General features: G+C 61.7%; 13 protein-coding genes and 1 pseudogene. 5 read left to right on the forward strand and 9 right to left on the reverse strand.

Annotated elements, in window-relative coordinates; all coding sequences use genetic code 11:
* Positions 1 to 94 precede the first annotated feature (94 nt).
* The 7 genes from MF410_RS18975 to MF410_RS19005 form a co-directional block, all read right to left on the reverse strand.
* Entirely contained in the window at positions 95 to 2,545 is a 2,451-nt protein-coding gene (locus MF410_RS18975) for an FAD-dependent oxidoreductase (RefSeq protein ID WP_097628450.1), read from the reverse strand.
* A complete protein-coding gene (locus MF410_RS18980; protein ID WP_097628451.1) occupies positions 2,546 to 3,421 on the reverse strand; it encodes a phosphotransferase in 876 nt (291 codons plus the stop codon).
* A gap of 65 nt (positions 3,422 to 3,486) precedes the next feature.
* On the reverse strand, positions 3,487 to 4,563 hold the full coding sequence (gene ugpC / locus MF410_RS18985) for a sn-glycerol-3-phosphate ABC transporter ATP-binding protein UgpC (RefSeq protein ID WP_097628452.1): 1,077 nt from the start codon (positions 4,561 to 4,563) through the stop codon (positions 3,487 to 3,489).
* Positions 4,564 to 4,595: 32 nt separating this feature from the next.
* Positions 4,596 to 5,693, reverse strand: a complete 1,098-nt coding sequence (locus tag MF410_RS18990) for a Gfo/Idh/MocA family oxidoreductase (RefSeq protein ID WP_183781807.1) — start codon at positions 5,691 to 5,693, stop codon at positions 4,596 to 4,598.
* Positions 5,693 to 6,571: a carbohydrate ABC transporter permease gene (locus MF410_RS18995; RefSeq protein WP_165503875.1), complete on the reverse strand. Its 879-nt coding sequence runs from the start codon at positions 6,569 to 6,571 to the stop codon at positions 5,693 to 5,695. Before MF410_RS18995 ends, MF410_RS18990 begins: the two co-directional genes overlap by 1 nt.
* Position 6,572: 1 nt before the next feature.
* Positions 6,573 to 7,532 carry a sugar ABC transporter permease gene (locus MF410_RS19000; protein ID WP_097628454.1) on the reverse strand — a complete coding sequence of 320 codons (960 nt, stop codon included), beginning with the start codon at positions 7,530 to 7,532 and terminating at the stop codon, positions 6,573 to 6,575.
* Positions 7,533 to 7,538: 6 nt separating this feature from the next.
* Complete coding sequence (locus MF410_RS19005) at positions 7,539 to 8,825, reverse strand: ABC transporter substrate-binding protein (protein ID WP_097628455.1); 1,287 nt, start codon at positions 8,823 to 8,825, stop codon at positions 7,539 to 7,541.
* Positions 8,826 to 9,031: 206 nt separating this feature from the next.
* Here MF410_RS19005 and MF410_RS19010 point away from each other — a divergent pair.
* The 5 genes and pseudogenes from MF410_RS19010 to MF410_RS19030 all read left to right on the forward strand — a co-directional run bounded on the left by MF410_RS19010 (position 9,032) and on the right by MF410_RS19030 (position 14,336).
* Positions 9,032 to 9,708: pseudogene (locus MF410_RS19010) on the forward strand (TetR/AcrR family transcriptional regulator).
* Between the two features lie 130 nt (positions 9,709 to 9,838).
* Complete coding sequence (locus MF410_RS19015) at positions 9,839 to 10,987, forward strand: Gfo/Idh/MocA family oxidoreductase (RefSeq protein WP_097628456.1); 1,149 nt, start codon at positions 9,839 to 9,841, stop codon at positions 10,985 to 10,987.
* Between the two features lie 3 nt (positions 10,988 to 10,990).
* A complete protein-coding gene (locus MF410_RS19020; protein ID WP_097628457.1) occupies positions 10,991 to 12,154 on the forward strand; it encodes a dihydrodipicolinate synthase family protein in 1,164 nt (387 codons plus the stop codon).
* A 30-nt stretch (positions 12,155 to 12,184) separates the two neighbouring features.
* Positions 12,185 to 13,015 (forward strand): sugar phosphate isomerase/epimerase family protein, encoded by an 831-nt coding sequence (locus MF410_RS19025; protein WP_097628458.1) that lies wholly within the window; start codon positions 12,185 to 12,187, stop codon positions 13,013 to 13,015.
* Positions 13,016 to 13,058: 43 nt separating this feature from the next.
* On the forward strand, positions 13,059 to 14,336 hold the full coding sequence (locus MF410_RS19030; protein WP_097628459.1) for a Gfo/Idh/MocA family oxidoreductase: 1,278 nt from the start codon (positions 13,059 to 13,061) through the stop codon (positions 14,334 to 14,336).
* An 84-nt stretch (positions 14,337 to 14,420) separates the two neighbouring features.
* Here the strand turns inward: MF410_RS19030 and MF410_RS19035 are convergent, their stop codons facing one another.
* Together MF410_RS19035 and MF410_RS19040 are read right to left on the reverse strand one after the other, a co-directional pair.
* Positions 14,421 to 15,431, reverse strand: a complete 1,011-nt coding sequence (locus tag MF410_RS19035; RefSeq protein WP_097628460.1) for a hydroxyacid dehydrogenase — start codon at positions 15,429 to 15,431, stop codon at positions 14,421 to 14,423.
* A complete protein-coding gene (locus MF410_RS19040; RefSeq protein ID WP_131710706.1) occupies positions 15,428 to 17,284 on the reverse strand; it encodes a DUF2264 domain-containing protein in 1,857 nt (618 codons plus the stop codon). The genes MF410_RS19035 and MF410_RS19040 overlap by 4 nt, the downstream gene beginning before the upstream one ends.
* Positions 17,285 to 17,286: the final 2 nt, after the last annotated feature.

Genomic DNA, 17,286 nt, shown 5'->3' on the forward strand with positions numbered 1-17,286 from the left:
TCTTCCTCGGACGCCTTGCTCTGACTAGGGAGAGATAGCGAGGCGCGTGCTACACGCCTCTTCTCCCGCGGAGGCGCAAACCCACACTGCGTGGTCACGCCTTCACCCGCGCCATATCAGGATCGTAAAGCGGCGTCAGCGACAGCTTGCAGGGGATCCGTTCCCTGGCGATATCGAGTTCATAGGTGCCGGAGAGGATGAAATCTTCCGTAACGCCGTCGGTATTGCGGACGTAACCATAGCCGATCGGCTTGCCAAGCGTGTACCCGAAGCCGCCACTCGACAGCCAGCCGACGCGTTTGCCGTCGCGATAGATGGTTTCGCGGCCGAGCAGTACGGTATCGGGATCGTCGGGAACGAAGCAGGCGAGGCGCTTCTTCACCCCGCCCGACAACTGCCGCTCGATCGCCTCGCGACCGCGGAAGGGAATGTTCGTCCTGATCTTTACCGCCCAGCCGAGGCCGGCTTCAACAGGCGTGTGATCCGGGCCGATATCCGAGCCCCAGGCGCGATAGCCCTTTTCCAGGCGGCAGCTCTCGATGGCGCGGTAGCCGGCATTGACTAGGCCAAGCTCGCCGCCTGATGCCATCAATACGTCATAGACCGTGGTCGCATATTCAATGGGAATATGCAGTTCGTAGCCGAGCTCGCCGACATAGGTGATGCGCAAGGCCCGCACCGGGCAGCCTGATATGCCGATGGTCCTGACCTGGCCGAAGGGGAAGGCGGCATTCGAGACGTCGCTGCCGGTCACCTGTTCCAGCACGGCGCGTGCATTCGGCCCCATCAGCGACAGCACGCAATAGGCCGAGGTGACATCGACCAGTTCGGCATGCATCTCCGCCGGAATATTGCGGGCGATCCAATTGAAGTCATGGGTGGCGAAACCGGTGCCGGTGACGATATAATATTCGTCCTCGGCGATGCGGGCGACGGTCAGGTCGCATTCGATGCCGCCCTTGTCGTTCAGCATCTGCGTATAGATGAGCGATCCCACAGGCCTTGCGACGTCGTTGGAGGCGATCCAGGAGAGGGCTGCCTCGGCATCGCTGCCCTTCAGCACGAATTTGGCGAAGGAGGTCTGGTCGAAGATGACGGCCGCCTCGCGCACGGCCTTGTGCTCGCGGCCGACGGCCTCGAACCAGTTCTGTCTGCCGTAGCTGTAGATATCCCTCGGCTCCTCGTTGGCGAAGAGATCGGCAAACCAGTTCGGCCGCTCCCAGCCGAGTTTTTCGCCGAAACAGGCGCCTTGCGCCTTCAGCCGGTCATAGAGCGGCGATTTGCGGCAGGGGCGGCCGCTCGAATGTTCCTCAAATGGCCAAGCCATGGTGTAATGCTTGCCATAGGCTTCGAGCGTGCGGGTGCGCACCCAGTCGGTATCGAAATGCGGACGGCCGAAACGGCGGATATCAACCGGCCAGAGATCATAGGGCGGCTCGCCCTTCGTCACCCATTCGGCAAGCGCCATGCCGGCGCCGCCGGCAGAGGCGATGCCGAAGGCGTTGAAGCCGGCGCCGACGAAGAAATTCTTCAGCTCCGGTGCCTCGCCGAGAATGAAGTTGCCGTCAGGCGTAAAACTTTCCGGGCCGTTCAGCAGCTGCTTGACGCCGACATTCTCCAGCGCCGGAACGCGGCCGAGCGCCTGTTCCATGATCTGCTCGAAATGGTCGAAATTGCTGTCGAGCAGCGTGTAGTGGAAACCCTCGGGGATGCCTTTCTCGGCCCAGGCAATGGGGTTCGGTTCGTAGCCGCCCATGACGATGCCGCCGACCTCCTCCTTGTAATAGGTCAGGCGATCGGGATCGCGCAGGGTCGGCAGGTTGGAGGGAACGCCGAAGGATTCGGTGATGATATATTGATGCTCGACCGAGACCAGCGGCACGTTGACGCCGAAGCGGGCAGCGAAGGCGCGTGTCCACTGGCCGGCGCAGACGACGACCCGCTCGCATTCGATGCGCCCCTCAGCGGTAATGACGGAGAGTATCCTCCCCTTGTCGATTTCAAGGTCGAGAACTTCGGTATCCTCGAAGATCGAAACGCCGCACATGCGGGCGCCCTTCGCCAGCGCCTGGGTGATGTCGGAGGGATTGGCCTGGCCGTCTGTGGGAAGGAAGGCGGCGCCGACGAGATCGTCTATTGTCATCAGGGGCCAAAGATCGAAGGCCTCCTGCGGCGTCAGCAACTGCATTTCGAGGCCGAAGGACTGGGCCGTCGTTGCCTGACGCTTGACCTCCGTCCAGCGCTCCTCGTTGCAGGCAAGACGCAGGCCGCCATTCATCTTCCAGCCGGTGCCGAGGCCGGTTTCCTCCTCCAGCCGCTTATAGAGATCGACGGAATAACCGAGCAGCTGGGTGATGTTGGCGCTGCTGCGCAGCTGGCCGACGAGGCCGGCGGCATGGAAGGTGGTGCCCGAGGTGAGCTTCTTACGCTCCAGAAGGACGGTATCGGTCCAGCCGAGCTTGCCGAGATGATAGGCTGTCGAGCAGCCGATGATGCCGCCGCCGATGACCACGGCTTTTGCCGTCTTCGGTAATTGTTTCGTCATTTATCGATCCTGTTCAAAGGCTTGATAGGCGCGTTCGAAGCGCCCGAGATTTTCGGCGGTATAGGCGGCGTAGTCGAATGCGATGGTGGAATGGATTTCCGAAATCATACTCCACAGCGTCTCGCGCAGCAGCGAGGCGCATTTCATCGCGCCATAGCGCCGGCTGAGATCCGATGTCAGCGGCCGGTCGAAATAGGCCTCCAGCATCATTCGCTCGGCGGCTTCCGAAAACTCGTTGTTGGAAGCCAATCCGCCGAGATCGAACAGCGGTGTGTTGAAGCCGGCATAGTCCCAGTCGATCAGCCAGAGCCGCTTGCCGTCGTCGAGAAAATTGGCGGCCAGCAGGTCGTTGTGGCCGAAGGCGATGTCGAACGGCCCTGCCGCTTGTTCCAGCGTCTCGGCCCTGCCGATCAGGGCCGGCAGCAATGGAAGATAGGGGGTGCCCGACTCCTTCAGGCTGGCGGCGTAATCGCGGATGACGTGGAAGACCCAGAAGATCATCGCCTGGCCGCGGAATTGCCGGGCGATGTCGTGATGGCAGGCGTGGATGAGCGGAACGATCCGGGCGAGCATATCAGGTGTCCTGACGTCCTCCGGCGACAGCGCCCGCGCCTCGATATAGTCAAGCACCAGCACGCCGGGCGAATGGTGGATGACGGCAGGCGATATGCCGGCGGCATGCGCCGCGCGGCTTGCGGCAAGCTCGTTCTGGCGACTGATGTGATGGATGGGAATATCGGTGCCGAGCCTCACCACGCAGCGCGCGACGGCATCGCTGACCAGATAGTTCCGGTTGGTGATGCCGCCTGAGATCGGCGAGATTTCGATCGGGCCCTGCCAAATGCCGAGCGCATGAATCCTATCTTCAGGCGTCATGCATCACCCCCCATCACCTTCTCGAAATGATGGGGCAGAGCAGGATCGGCTGTCAAGCAGGGCGGTTAGATCGTCTTTCCAGCGGCGTCGAAGACGTGACAGCGGGCCGGATCGAAGAAGGTCTTCACATTGGCGCCGCGCTCGACCTTCTGCTGGCCGTCGAGAGCGATCGTCAGGAGCTGGCCATCCGGCGTCGTGGTGTAGAGCATAGTGGCGCCGCCGAGATTTTCGACGAGATCGACGTTGACGGTCGACAGCGTGATGGCGCCCTCCGTGAGGGAAAGATGCTCGGGGCGGATGCCGAAGGTGACGTCCTCACCGGCCTCGCCTTTCAATCGGCGTGGCAGGCGGACGGAATTGCCGCAGACATGAATGCTGGTTTCCGTCTCGCCGACCTCTTCGATGCGGGCCTTCAGAAAATTCATCTTCGGGCTGCCGATGAAGCCGGCGACGAAGCGGTTGGCCGGGTTATTGTAGAGATCGAGCGGCGCGCCGACCTGCTCGATGCGGCCGGAGTTGAGCACCACGATCTTGTCGGCCATCGTCATGGCCTCGACCTGGTCATGGGTGACATAGATCATGGTGTTGCCGAGCTGCCGGTGCAGGCGAGAGATCTCGACGCGCATCTGCACGCGCAGCTCGGCGTCGAGGTTCGACAGCGGTTCATCGAACAGGAAGATGCGCGGCTCGCGAACGATGGCCCGGCCGATGGCGACGCGCTGGCGCTGGCCGCCGGAGAGCGCCTTCGGCTTGCGCTCCAGGAGTTTCTCGATCTGCAGGATCTCGGCGGCGCGTTTGACCTTCGGTTGGATCTCGGCCTTCTTGTAACCCGCCGTCTCCAGGCCGAAGGCAAGGTTCTTGTAGACCGACATATGCGGATAGAGGGCGTAGGACTGGAAGACCATGGCGATGCCGCGTTTGGCGGGCGCCACCTCGTTCATGCGCTCGTTGTCGAGCAGCAGCCCGCCGCCCGAGATTTCCTCGAGACCGGCGATCATGCGCAGAAGGGTCGATTTTCCGCAGCCGGATGGACCGACGAAAACGACGAATTCGCCGGGATCGATCGTCAGGTCGATGCCATGGATCACATCCATCGCGCCGTAGCGCTTCTCGACCTTCTGAAGAACGACACTGGTTGCCATCTTCTCAAAACCCCTCTCGTTTCATTTATCGGTTACTTCGTTCTTGCGCGCCAATCGGCGTATTTCGGACTGTCGGGGCCGACCGGCAGCGGCACTTCGGCGCCGCTGTCGGAAGACTGGTAGATGGCGGTGACGAGTTCCAGCGCCCGGCGCGCATCCACCGTCGTCACCGGCAGCGGCCCCTGGCCGCTGAGGAAGGCGTGGAACTGGCCCATCTGGGTGGTGAAACGCGGCGCGACCGGCTGCCAGTCGGCAATCACCCGGTCAATCTGCCCCCGAACGTCGTCATTGGCGGCGATGATCTTCCAGGGGTCCTTGCCCGGCGTATAGGGCTCATGGCTGCTTTCGAAGGTCACATTCTCGAAGTGCAGCCTCAGCCGGCTCAACTGTTCCTGCGAACCCAGCGTGCAGGACAGCGAGACGAAGGCGCCGCTTTCCATCAGCAGGCTGGCGGAGGCGCAATCCTCGACCTCGATGTCGTTGACGCGGGTGGCGACACGGCCGAAGACCCTTGCTGCCGGGCCCATCAGATGCATCATCATGTCGTGCAGATGCAGCGCATGGGTGACGAGCACGCCGCCGAGTTCCGTCGCCCATTTGCCGCGCCAGGGCACGGCATAATATTCGGGTTTGCGCAGCCAGAAGGTTTCGACCGAGGCCGTATAGGCTTTGCCGGCAATGCCGGCGTCGATGATCCGCTTGGCCTTCTGGATGCCGTCGCCGTAGCGATACTGGAAGATCGGCATCAGCACGCCTTTTGCAGTCTTTTCCGCCGCCATGATGGTATCGACGGCGGCGAGCGATCCGGTCAGCGGCTTTTCGCAAACGACATGTTTGCCGGCGGCAAGGGCAGCCACCACCTGCTCCAGATGCACCCCGGGCGGGGTGCAGATATCGATGATGTCGATTGTGTCGTCGGCAAGCAGCTCGGCAAAGGAGGTGGTGCGCCGTTCGATGCCGAACTCGTCGCCGACTGCCGCCAGGCGCTCTCCGTTCAGGTCGCAGATCGCCACGACCTTGAATTTGTCGGCATGCGGCAGATAACCTTCGACAATGTGGGAGCGGCCAATGCCGCAGCCGACGATTGCGACCGTTCTGATGCTCATGTCGCTCTTTCCCGTTGCCGCCATCAACGCTTCATGCCCGTCGTGGCGATGCCCTCGATCAGCAGGCGCTGAAAGAACAGGAAGAAGAAGAACACCGGCACCAGCGTCAGCGTCGACATGGCGAACAAGCCGCCCCAATCCGATGCGCTGGTGGAATCGACGAAGGTGCGCAGGCCGAGCTGGATCGTATAGGTGTTCATGTCGTTCAGGTAGATCAGCGGGCCGAAGAAATCGTCCCAGGTCCAGATGAAGGAGAAGATGGCAGCCGTCGCCAAGACCGGCAGCGACAGCGGCAGCATGATCTTCCAGTAAATGCGCCAGGCGCTGCAGCCGTCCATCATGGCAGCTTCGTCGAGTTCGCGCGGGATGCCGCGGAAGAACTGCACCATCAGGAAGATGAAGAAGGCATCGCTTGCCAGGAACTTCGGCACGACGAGCGGCAGGATGGTGTTGACCCAGCCGAGGTTGAGGAAGAGCACATATTGCGGGATCAGCGTCACGTGATAGGGGATCATCAGCGTGCCGAGCATGATCGCGAACCAGAAATTGCGGCCGGCAAAACGCAGCCGGGCAAAGGCGAAAGCCGTCAGCGAACAGGCGATGACATTGCCGGTCACCACCAGCACCGAGATGACGAGCGAATTCCAGAAGAACCGGCCGAAGCTGACATCGAGGCCGACCCAGCCGCGCGCGTAGGAGGAGAAATCGATCGACGACGGAATAAGCGAGGTCGACGAGAAGATCTCGGTTTCCGGCCTGACCGATGCCGAAACCATCCACAACAGCGGATAGACCATCAGAAGCGATGCGGCGATCAGCAGGGCGTGGATGACAAGCGACGCCGGCAGGCTCCGTTTGGTGATATCAGATGGCGGCCTGGCCGCAGTGACGGAAGCGGTCATCTCAGTCATCGTAATGCACCCAATAACGCGAGGTCAGGAAAGAGAAAGCGGTGAAGACGGCGATGATCAGCACCAGGATCCAGGCGAGCGCCGAGGCATAGCCCATGCGGAAATTGCCGAAGGCTTCCTGATAGAGGTAGAGCGTGTAGAACAGCGTCGAGTTGATCGGACCGCCCGTGCCGCCGGAGATGATGAAGGCGGGTGTGAAAGCCTTGAAGGCATCAATGGTCTGGACGACGGCGTTGAAGAAGATCACCGGCGTCAAAAGCGGCAGGGTGATCTTGTAGAATTGGCGGAATTTCGAGGCGCCATCGAGGCTTGCGGCCTCATACATATCCTGGGGAATCTGGCGCAAGCCGGCGAGGAAAATAATCATCGGCGAGCCGAACTGCCAGACCGACAGAGCCACCAGCGTATAGATCGAATAGTTCGGATGCGAGATCCAGCTCGGACCTTCGATGCCGAACTGCGAGAGTGCGGCATTGACGAGACCATCGCTGGCGAAAAGCTGGCGCCAGAGCACGGCGATCGCCACGCTGCCGCCCAGCAAGGAAGGGAGGTAGAAGATGGCGCGATAGAAGGTCAGTCCGCGCAGGCCGCGGTCCAGCGCCATGGCGACCAGCAAAGCGAAGGTCAGTTTGAACGGCACCGAGAAGACAACATACGTCAGGGTGACGTGCATCGCGGCCGAGAATTTCGGATCCGCCGTGGCGATGCGCACGTAATTCGCCATTCCCACCCACCGCGGCGACTGCAGCATGTCGAAGTCGGTGAAGGAGAGGTAAAGCGAAATCAGGGCCGGCCCGAGCGTCAGCCCGAAAAAGCCGATAAGCCATGGCAGGAGGAAGAGATAGCCGGAAGCATTGGCATTCCAGAGACGCCGGAAGCGTCCTTCGGCCACGGCCCCCTGATATCTTTCGACATTTATGGCCCCTGCGGGCGTGCGCATCGCATTGCTCATACGGGATCAGCCTCGTGCGAGAATCTGCGTGATTTCGGTGACCAACTGTTTGCCGCCATCGGCGGGAGACAGCTGTCCGAAACCGACCTGTTCGGCGATGTTTCGCAGCATCAGCTCGCCTTCACCGGCGCCGGCCGGCGGCGGCGGCGGCAATTTGCCGGCGAGATCGCCGAGACCGCTGACATAGGCCAATGCAACCTTGCCATTCTCATCGAGCTTCTGCGCGACAACCTCGCGCATGGCGGCCGATTCCGGAATGCCGCGTTCGACATCCAAGAGCAGCACTGCCTCGGGATTCTTGACGAAGAAGTTGATGTAGTCCACGGCCAGGTCGATCGCTTTCGACTGGGCCGAAACAGAGAAGAACATCGAAGGCTTGCGATAGTGGCCGCCCTTCGAATCCGACTTGATGCGCATATAGTTGGTAAGCGCCAGCTTGTCCTTGTTCATGGCCTGATAGGCGACGAACTGATTGGAATGGGCAAAACCGGCCGCAGATTTGCCGAGCGACACTGTATTGGTTTCGATATCGTTCTTGTCGAGAGCCTGGATATCGGCGGGAACGCAGGCGCCGGCCTCACGGAACTTGGCCCACATATCGTACCATTCCGATGCGTCGTCGACGCCGAAGCCGATCTTGCCGTCGGCGGTATAGAGCGCCTTGCCGCGCTGACGCAGCCAGTTTTCGAACAGAGGTTCGCCGCCGCTGCCGTCGGCGAGACCGAACATGCCTTTGCGCTTGCCGGCCTTGGTGATCTCGGCGCCCATGCGTGCAAACTCATCCCAGGTGGTCGCCTGCGTCGGCAGATCGACCCCGGCCTCCTTGAAGGCGGTGGTGTTCAGAACCGTCGCGGCCGAATTCGCGCCGAGGCTGACGCCATAGAGATGGCCGTCGACACTGCCGCCATCGATCTGCGCCTTGTCGAAATCGTCGAGGTTGAGCTTAGCCGGCATGTAGGATTCAAGCGGCGCAAGAGCGCCGCGACGCGCGTACTGAACGATATAGCGGTAGTCCATCTGGATGACGTCAGGCGCATTGCGGCCGGCAACCTGGGTCGCAAGGCGCGGCCAGTAATCGCCCCAGCCGAGGAATTCGCCGGTGATCGAGGTACCGGCATTCTTCGACTGATAGAGCTGCGAAACCTTGTTAGTGCGGTCGGCGCGCGGCTGCGAGCCCCACCACAGGAGGCGCAAGCGCTTTTCCTGTGCAAAAGCGCTGGTTCCGAGCGCCGAGAGCGAAAGAAGCGTTGCGCCTCCCGCCAAGAAATTACGTCTGCTTATACGTAGGCTCATTTTTTCCTCCTCCAAAGGGGAAGCGCCTCCACACGCTTCCGATGTAGTTACTCTTGCATAAATAACTAATTGGTTACAAGCTACGAGCAAAGCGGCAAGCCTGTCAAGCGGGGTGTCGGTTCTTGCTCGCCGCCCTTCTAAAATTCGGTTTTTACAATTTCGCACCGAAGGCTTATGAGCGCAACATGCGAGACGGAGGGGAAACGATGAACGACAACGGCCAAAACGGGAGAAGAAAAAATCCCGGCGCCCATCTCAGGAACGCACGGCGCAACGCGATCCGGAGCGGACGCGCGCCGCGATCCTGGAAGCGGCCACCCGGGAATTTGCCGAAAACGGCATGGGCGGAGCCCGCGTCGACGCCATCGCCGAGCGCGCCGGCACCAACAAGCGCATGCTCTACCATTATTTCGGCGACAAGGAGCAGCTCTATCTCCGCGTGCTCGAAGAGGCCTATGTCGGCATCCGCACCGCCGAGCGCGCGCTCCATATCGGTGACCGCAGCCCGGAGGAAGGCATCGGGGAACTGGCGCTCTTCACCTGGCGTTATTTTCTCCAGCACCCGGAATTCCTCAGCCTGCTCGGCACGGAAAACCTGCATCGGGCCCGTTGGCTGCGCCAATCCGTCCGGCTCAAGGAACTGCATTCGCATCTGATCGGCGAGCTTTCGGACGTCCTCGAGCGGGGAAAGAAGCAAGGCGTCTTCGTCGAGAGCGCCGATCCGCTGCACGTCTATCTGACGATCGCCTCGCTCGGCTATTTCTACCTGTCCAACCAGTACACGCTTTCGACGATCTTCGGCCGCGACCTGATCGAGCCAAACCATCTCAATGCCTGGGAAAGACATATCGTCCACGTGACGCTCGCCTCGATCAAGCACTGAATTCTGAAATCAGGATTTGACTATTGACAGCCTCGCCGCTCTTCTGCCATCAAGTAACTGTTTAGTTACCGGCTTGGGAGGGCCCGGCTTGATGCCCGCTCGCGCCGCAAAAGATTCCAGGGAGGAAAACATGGCACGCTTGGGGATCATCTTACACGGCGTTACCGGCCGCATGGGGTACAATCAGCACCTGGTGCGTTCGATCCTCGCCTTCCGCGACCAGGGCGGCATCACGCTGAAATCGGGCGAGAAGCTAGAAATCGACCCGATCATCGTCGGCCGCAACGGCGCCAAGATGGAAGAGCTGGCGAAGAAGCATAACATCAAGCGCTGGTCGACCGATCTCGATGCCGCTCTCGCCAACCCCGACGACACGATCTTCTTCGACGCCGGCACCACGCTGATGCGCGCCGAACTTCTGTCCCGGGCGCTCGATGCCGGCAAGCATGTCTATTGCGAAAAGCCGATTTCCGACGACCTGCAGGTGGCGATCGATCTTGCCCGCAAGGCGCGCGGCTCCGGGCTCAAACACGGCGTGGTGCAGGACAAGCTCTTCCTTCCCGGCTTGCGCAAGCTGGCGCTGCTCAGGGATTCCGGCTTCTTCGGCAAGATCCTCTCGGTGCGCGGCGAATTCGGCTATTGGGTTTTCGAAGGCGATTGGGGCGTGCCGGCCCAGCGTCCCTCCTGGAACTACCGCAAGGGCGACGGCGGCGGCATCATCCTCGACATGCTCTGCCACTGGCGCTACGTGCTCGACAATCTGTTCGGCGAGGTGAAGGCCGTCTCCTGCCTCGGGGCCACGCATATTCCGCAGCGCATCGACGAGCAGGGCAAACCTTATGACTGCGACACCGACGACGCGGCCTATGCGACCTTCGAGCTCGACGGCGGCGCGATCGCCCAGATCAACTCCTCCTGGGCCGTGCGTGTGCGCCGCGACGACCTCGTCACCTTCCAGGTCGACGGCACCCATGGTTCGGCCGTCGCCGGCCTGACGAAATGCTGGAGCCAGCACCGGGTCAACACGCCGAAGCCGGTGTGGAATCCTGACCAGCCGCAGACGATCGACTTCTACAAGACCTGGGACGAGGTTCCAGATACGCAGGCTTTCGACAACGGTTTCAAGGTGCAATGGGAAATGTTCATCCGCCATGTCGTCGAAGACGCGCCGTGGCCCTATGGGCTGGAAGCCGGCGCCAAGGGCGTGCAGCTGGCCGAACTCGGCCTGAAATCCTGGGCCGAACGCCGCTGGCTCGATGTTCCCGCATTGGAGTTCTGAACCGTGACGACGATCAATCTCCCGCTGGACGGCAAGATCGTCCCCTACACGCTGACCGGAACGCCGATCGAACTGAAAAAACGCGACGCCAAGGCTTTTCCGCGCATCGCCTTTGCCGCCGCCCATGTCGTCGCCGATCCGCTCGCCGACAACGATCCCTGGCTGACGCCGGCGATCGACTGGGAGCGGACGCTCGCCTTCCGCCACCGGCTCTGGGATCTCGGCCTCGGCGTTGCCGAAGCGATGGATACGGCGCAGCGCGGCATGGGCCTCGGCTGGCCGGAAGCGCGCGACCTCATCCGGCGGGCGCTTGGCGAAGCGGCCGGCCGCAAGGATGCGCTGATCGCCTGCGGCGCCGGCACCGACCATGTGACGCCGGGACCCGACGTGACCGTCGATACCATTCTCAGAGCCTATGAGGAGCAGATCGAAACGGTGGAGGCGGCTGGCGGCCGCATCATCCTGATGGCGAGCCGGGCGCTTGCCGTCACGGCCAAGGGACCGGACGATTATGTCAGGGTCTATGACCGCATCCTTCGCCAGGTCAAGGAACCCGTTATCATCCATTGGCTGGGAGAAATGTTCGATCCGGCGCTCGAGGGATACTGGGGCAATGGCGACCACCTGAAGGCGATGAAAACCTGCCTTGACGTGATCGAAGCCAACGCCGCCAAGGTCGACGGCATCAAGATCTCGCTGCTTTCCAAAGAAAAGGAAGTGGCGATGCGCCGGCAGTTGCCTGAGGCCGTGCGCATGTATACCGGCGACGACTTCAACTATGCCGAATTGATCGCCGGCGACGAAGAGGGCCATTCCGATGCGCTGCTCGGCATTTTCGATGCGATCGCGCCGGCAGCGTCTGCTGCGCTCGACGCGCTCGGCCGCAGGAGCAACCACGAATTCTTCGACCTGCTCGAGCCGACCGTGCCGCTGTCACGCCACATCTTCAAGGCGCCGACGCGTTTCTACAAGACCGGCGTCGTCTTCCTCGCCTATCTCAACGGCCTGCAGGATCATTTCGTCATGGTCGGCGGCCAGCAGAGCACCCGCTCCCTGACGCATCTGGCAGAGCTCTTCCGCTTGGCCGACAAGGCGCGGGTGCTGGCCGATCCAGAACTGGCAACGGCGCGCATGCGCCAAGTGCTTGCCGTCAACGGCGTTCACTGATCTCGGTCACGGCGATGGGAGGAAAATGACATGCAGGTCGAAGGACTTTCGATCAATCTGGCGACGGTCCGCGAGCAATGCGGTTTTGCCGAAGCCGTCGACATCTGCCTGAAGCACGGCATCACCTCGATCGCGCCCTGGCGCGACCAGGTCGCCAAGGCCGGACTCGACGAAGCGGTCAGGATCGTCAAATCGAATGGCATCAAGCTGACCGGGCTTTGCCGCGGCGGCTTCTTTCCGGCGGCAAACGACGCCGACTGGCAGAAGAATCTCGACGACAACAAGCGGGCGATCGACGAGGCAGCAGCATTCTCAGCCGACTGCCTGGTGCTCGTCGTCGGTGGGTTGCCGGGCGCTTCGAGGGACATTGTCGCGGCCCGCCAGATGGTGTTCGACGGCATTGCCGCGGTGCTGCCGCATGCCCAGGCATCAGGCGTGAAGCTTGCCATCGAGCCGCTGCATCCGATGTATGCGGCCGACCGGTCTTGCGTGAACACGCTCGGCCAGGCGCTCGACATGTGCGAGCCGCTCGGCGAGGATGTCGGCGTCGCGATCGACGTCTACCATGTCTGGTGGGATCCCGATCTTGCCAACCAGATCGCCCGCGCCGGACGTATGAAACGGATCTTTGCCCACCACATCTGCGACTGGCAGGTGCCGACCAAGGACATGCTGCTCGACCGCGGCATGATGGGCGATGGCGTCATCGATCTCAAGGGCATAAGACGGATGATCGAGGCGGCCGGTTTCTTCGGGGCGCAGGAAGTGGAGATCTTTTCGGCAGAGACCTGGTGGAAACGCCCGGCCGACGAGGTGATCGCCACCTGCGTCGAGCGGTTCAAAAGTTGCTGCCAGATCTGATTTTTCAATATTCGTTTCATCACGCATGCAGGAGGATCATTCGATGGAGAAACGCCGTTTTGCCCTGATCGGCACAGGAAACCGCGGCACCACCATGTGGGGCAAGGATCTGCTGGCCGGCTGGCGCGAACATGTCGACCTCACAGCCATCGTCGAGACAAATTCATTGCGCGGCGAGCGCGCCCGCAACATGATCGGCAGCAATGCGCCGCTCTATGAAAACATCAATTCCATGCTCGCCGAGCAGAAACCGGATCTGGTCATCGTCTGCACGCCCGACCATACGCATGACGATATCGTCGTGCGGGCGCTGGAGGCCGGTATCGACGTCATTACCGAAAAGCCGATGACTACCTCGGTCGAGAAAATTCGCCGAATTCTCGATGCCGAAAAGCGCACCGGCCGCCGCGTCGACGTCTCCTTCAACTATCGCTACGCGCCAACGGCCGCAAAGATCAAGGAGCTGTTGAACAGCGGCGAGATCGGTCGAGTGACCTCCGTCGATTTTCACTGGTATCTCAACACCAAGCATGGCGCCGACTACTTCCGACGCTGGCATGCCTATACGGAAAATTCCGGCAGCCTGTTCGTCCACAAGGCGACGCATCATTTCGATCTGTTGAACTGGTATCTCGACAGCGATCCCGACGCCGTCACCTCCTTCGCCGACCTGCAGAACTACGGCGGCAAGGGCCCGTTCCGCGGACCGCGCTGCAAGCTCTGTCCGCACGCGCATGAATGCGACTACTATCTCGATATCGAAAAGGATTCCTTTCTCGATCAGCTCTATGAAGATCCGTCGAAGATTGACGGCTATTTTCGCGACGGCTGCGTCTTCCGCGAGGACATCGATATTCCCGATACGATGGTGGTCAGCCTGCGTTACCGCAACAATGTCCATGTCTCCTATTCGCTGAACACCTTCCAGCCGATCGAAGGCCATCACCTTGCCTTCAACGGTACCAAGGGACGCATCGAAATTCGCCAGTATGAGACCCAGCCGTGGGAAGAGCCGAAGCAGGACACGATCCTGCTCATCCGCAATTTCCCGAACGGCAAGGAGGCGGTCGAGCGCATCATCGTTCCGCATTTCACCGGCGGCCATTACGGCGGCGACGACCGGATGCGCAACATGATCTTCAAGCCCGACATGGAAGACCGTCTCGGCCAGCGCGCCGGCACGCGGGCCGGCGCCATGTCCGTGCTCTGCGGCATTGCCGCGCTGACGAGCTCACGCACCGGCAAGGTGGTCAATATCTCCGATCTGATGCCTGAGCTTGCCGATGACGGGTCGCCGAATTCGTTGAAAACAGCGCGCTGATAGCTAAGGCGCGTCGCGATCTTTCTGATTCGCTCCTAGCGCTTTAGGTCTTTGTCTTTACTCGCCTGAGCCGCTCGATGCGCCTCAGGCGATGTTTTCGAGATTTGCCTGGTGGATCTGGTAGAGCAGCGGCCGGCCGGTCACGAAGCGCTCGACCTCGTCCACCGCCATCTCGCCGAGGCGCGCCCGTTCCAGCCCGATGGCGCCGGCAATATGCGGCGTCAGGAAGACGTTCGGCAGATCGTAAAATATAGAATCCGGCTCCGGGATTTCCGGATCGGTGACATCGATGACCGCATCGATGCGGCCGGTCTTCAGCTCCGAAAGCAGCGCCGCCTCATCGATGAGAATGCCGCGCGCCGTATTGATGAGCGTCGCGCCGTCCTTCATCAGCGACAGTCCTCGCGCGTCGATCATATGCCGGGTCGACGGCAGCGACGGCGCATGCAGGGAAACGATATCGGCGCGGCGCATCAATTCGTCGAGCTCGACCTTCTCGCCGCCGAGGCCGGCTGCCTCGGCGGCGTCGAGCATGGGGTCGAACAGCAGCAGCCTGTAACCGAAGGGTTTCAACAGCTCGATTACCCGCCGGCCGATGCGCGATGCGCCGACAATTCCGAGAGTGCGGCCGTAGTTGCCGATCGCTTCGCGCTGCATCGGATAGGTTCGATCGCGGTTGCGGTCGGCGACGTAGAGATCGCGGAAACGGAAGGCGCGTTTGCCGGCGAAGAGGATCGCCGCCAGTGTGAATTCGGCGACCGGCATAGCATTGGCCTCGGCCGCGTGGCTGACCGCTATGCCGGCTTCGAAGACGGCGTCGTCGATGATGCCCTTCACCGTGCCCGCCGCATGGACGATCAGGCGAAGCCGCGGCGCGGCGGCGGGAATATCGGGTCCGACATAGGGCGCGCCCCAGCCGGTGATCAGGATTTCGGCTTCGCTCAGCAGGCGTCTTGCCCGCGCATCGTCGAAATGCTGCAGCGGCTCGGGATCCAGCAGGCGACCGATACCGCCGAGCCGGCGCAGGATCTCGTCGGGCAGGACGTATTCGGTACGAGAAGGCTGCATGGCAAGGACAATGGCCGGTCGGCTCATGGCATCTGTCCCGGGGCTTCGATGGCGCTGACGGTCACGCCCTTTTCCCGCACTAGGGCCTCCAGCGCTGCGATGTCGGGCGCTTTCGGGGGCTTCGTCCAGGCCGAGGAGACTGCAGCGGGATCGTTGAACGCCAGTACCGCCGTCACCAAGATGGTTTCGCCGGCCGGGATCTGGCCGCGCAGCTGCGGCACCAGGGTTTTCGCAACGATCAGATTGGTGTTAGGCTGCGCCTTCTGGGCCAGGCCGGTGCGCCTGACCGAAGAACCGAGATCGAGAATGCCGGTGAAATCGGCGTCGCCGATCGCATAGGCAGCCCCTTCCGAAGCCGACAGCCTATCGAGTTCGAAATCCCGGCGGCCGATGGCAAAGCCGCCTTCAGCGATGCGTAGCGGCCGGCCTGAGCTGATCCGGTGGAGGCGGATATGCCAAGGGGCTGCCGGGACGAGCCAGGTTTCGACGCCGACATCTTCAAACGGCGACCATTTCGCATACAGCACGTCGCCTACGAGCTTGGCTTCCTCATTGGTTTCGCGCACGCGATAGTGCAGGCCGTCATCGCTGAAGGCCAGCATCGAATCGAAGGCGGCCAGCGCAAAGCCGCGTTCGTCGGATTCGACGCTGAAGCCGTAGCGGGAGGAATAAGCGAATTTCGCGTATTTTTCCGTGCCGAAACGCATCTGCAGATTTTCCTGCCCGGAGGAAAGGGCCACGACATCGCCGCCCGTCCGCATCATCACCATGCCGGGATGACGCTGGGGGACGACGTCAGGTGCCTGCTCCGGCGCCTTTTCCTCAGCGGTCCAGAACGGATGATCCTGCCGGATCGCCAGCGGCAGAAAGGCTTTCAACGCCCAATAGGGCGAGCCGGCGGAATTGTAACTCTCCGACATCAGCAGGTTCGGATAGCCGAAACCGATCGACAGCACGCCGTCGCGATCGGCAATAGGCTTATCCTTCCACCAGCGCAGATGCTGCAGGCAGAGGTGTTTGACCTCGCCCCAAGGCAGCGCCTCGACATCGGCGAAAGCGAGCGCCGACCAGAAGCCGGCGCAGGCGAAACGATAGGTCAGGCTGCGGCCGAAGGGGATCGTGGCGCCGTCGGCGGCGAACCAGTGGCGGAAATCCCGGGCGAAGAGGATCGCGCGCTCGCGATAGCGCTTGGCATAATCGTCGTCGACCAGCTTCGAATAGATCAGGCCATAGAAATGCATGGCGAAGGGAATATAGTGGTCGATGCGGCGGACGTTTCCGTCACGATACCAGCCGTCGCCGATATAGAAGCCTTCGAGTTCCTCCAGATAGTGCCGGGTCAGGCTGCGGTCGAAATCGGCGCCGAGGCGATCGAGGGCGATATCGACGAAAATCCGGAAGAATTTCCAGTTGTTATCAGCATAGTCGAACTGCCTGGCATGTTTGAGATAGGCGATGACATTGCCGCGGGCGCGCGCATCGAGCGGTTCCCAGATCTTTTCCGGCACCAGCGCCAGGGCAAAACCGAGAGCGGCAAGCTCGACCATGCGCTGATCGCGGCCATTGACCGTTCCCCAATATTCCGGATGAGCGGGATCGGTGCCGTTTGCGAGGCCCTCGGCGAACCGATGCCAGTGGGCGAAGTCGCCCTTGCCGGCGCCAAGCGGCGCCAAACCCCAGAGCGGGCGGGCAAAGCCTTCAAGATCGGCCGCCGCCCGGTCGAAATGGGCGGCCGCACCGCTCAGCCTGACGCGGGCATTGCCTTTTGAGAAGCAGGCAAGCAGCGGATCGAAGAGATCAAGCAGGGCCCGGCTCATATCGGCGCGGGTTTCGAGCGGATTGCCTGCGAGCGGGTTGGCGCTGGCGGGATCATAGGTCATCG

Origin of the sequence: Rhizobium sp. C104 (genome assembly GCF_022354505.1) — a bacterium.
Taxonomy (GTDB): domain Bacteria; phylum Pseudomonadota; class Alphaproteobacteria; order Rhizobiales; family Rhizobiaceae; genus Rhizobium; species Rhizobium redzepovicii.

Coding starts and splice junctions, on each gene's coding strand:
- MF410_RS19025 (WP_097628458.1), top strand. CDS start 12,185: ATGCAGGTCGAAGGACTTTCGATCAATCTGGCGACGGTCCGCGAGCAA.
- MF410_RS19015 (WP_097628456.1), top strand. CDS start 9,839: ATGGCACGCTTGGGGATCATCTTACACGGCGTTACCGGCCGCATGGGG.
- MF410_RS18995 (WP_165503875.1), bottom strand. CDS start 6,571: ATGACCGCTTCCGTCACTGCGGCCAGGCCGCCATCTGATATCACCAAA.
- MF410_RS19000 (WP_097628454.1), bottom strand. CDS start 7,532: ATGAGCAATGCGATGCGCACGCCCGCAGGGGCCATAAATGTCGAAAGA.
- MF410_RS19035 (WP_097628460.1), bottom strand. CDS start 15,431: ATGAGCCGACCGGCCATTGTCCTTGCCATGCAGCCTTCTCGTACCGAA.
- MF410_RS19040 (WP_131710706.1), bottom strand. CDS start 17,284: ATGACCTATGATCCCGCCAGCGCCAACCCGCTCGCAGGCAATCCGCTC.
- MF410_RS18990 (WP_183781807.1), bottom strand. CDS start 5,693: ATGGCGGCAACGGGAAAGAGCGACATGAGCATCAGAACGGTCGCAATC.
- MF410_RS19005 (WP_097628455.1), bottom strand. CDS start 8,825: ATGAGCCTACGTATAAGCAGACGTAATTTCTTGGCGGGAGGCGCAACG.
- MF410_RS18975 (WP_097628450.1), bottom strand. CDS start 2,545: ATGACGAAACAATTACCGAAGACGGCAAAAGCCGTGGTCATCGGCGGC.
- ugpC (WP_097628452.1), bottom strand. CDS start 4,563: ATGGCAACCAGTGTCGTTCTTCAGAAGGTCGAGAAGCGCTACGGCGCG.
- MF410_RS19030 (WP_097628459.1), top strand. CDS start 13,059: ATGGAGAAACGCCGTTTTGCCCTGATCGGCACAGGAAACCGCGGCACC.
- MF410_RS18980 (WP_097628451.1), bottom strand. CDS start 3,421: ATGACGCCTGAAGATAGGATTCATGCGCTCGGCATTTGGCAGGGCCCG.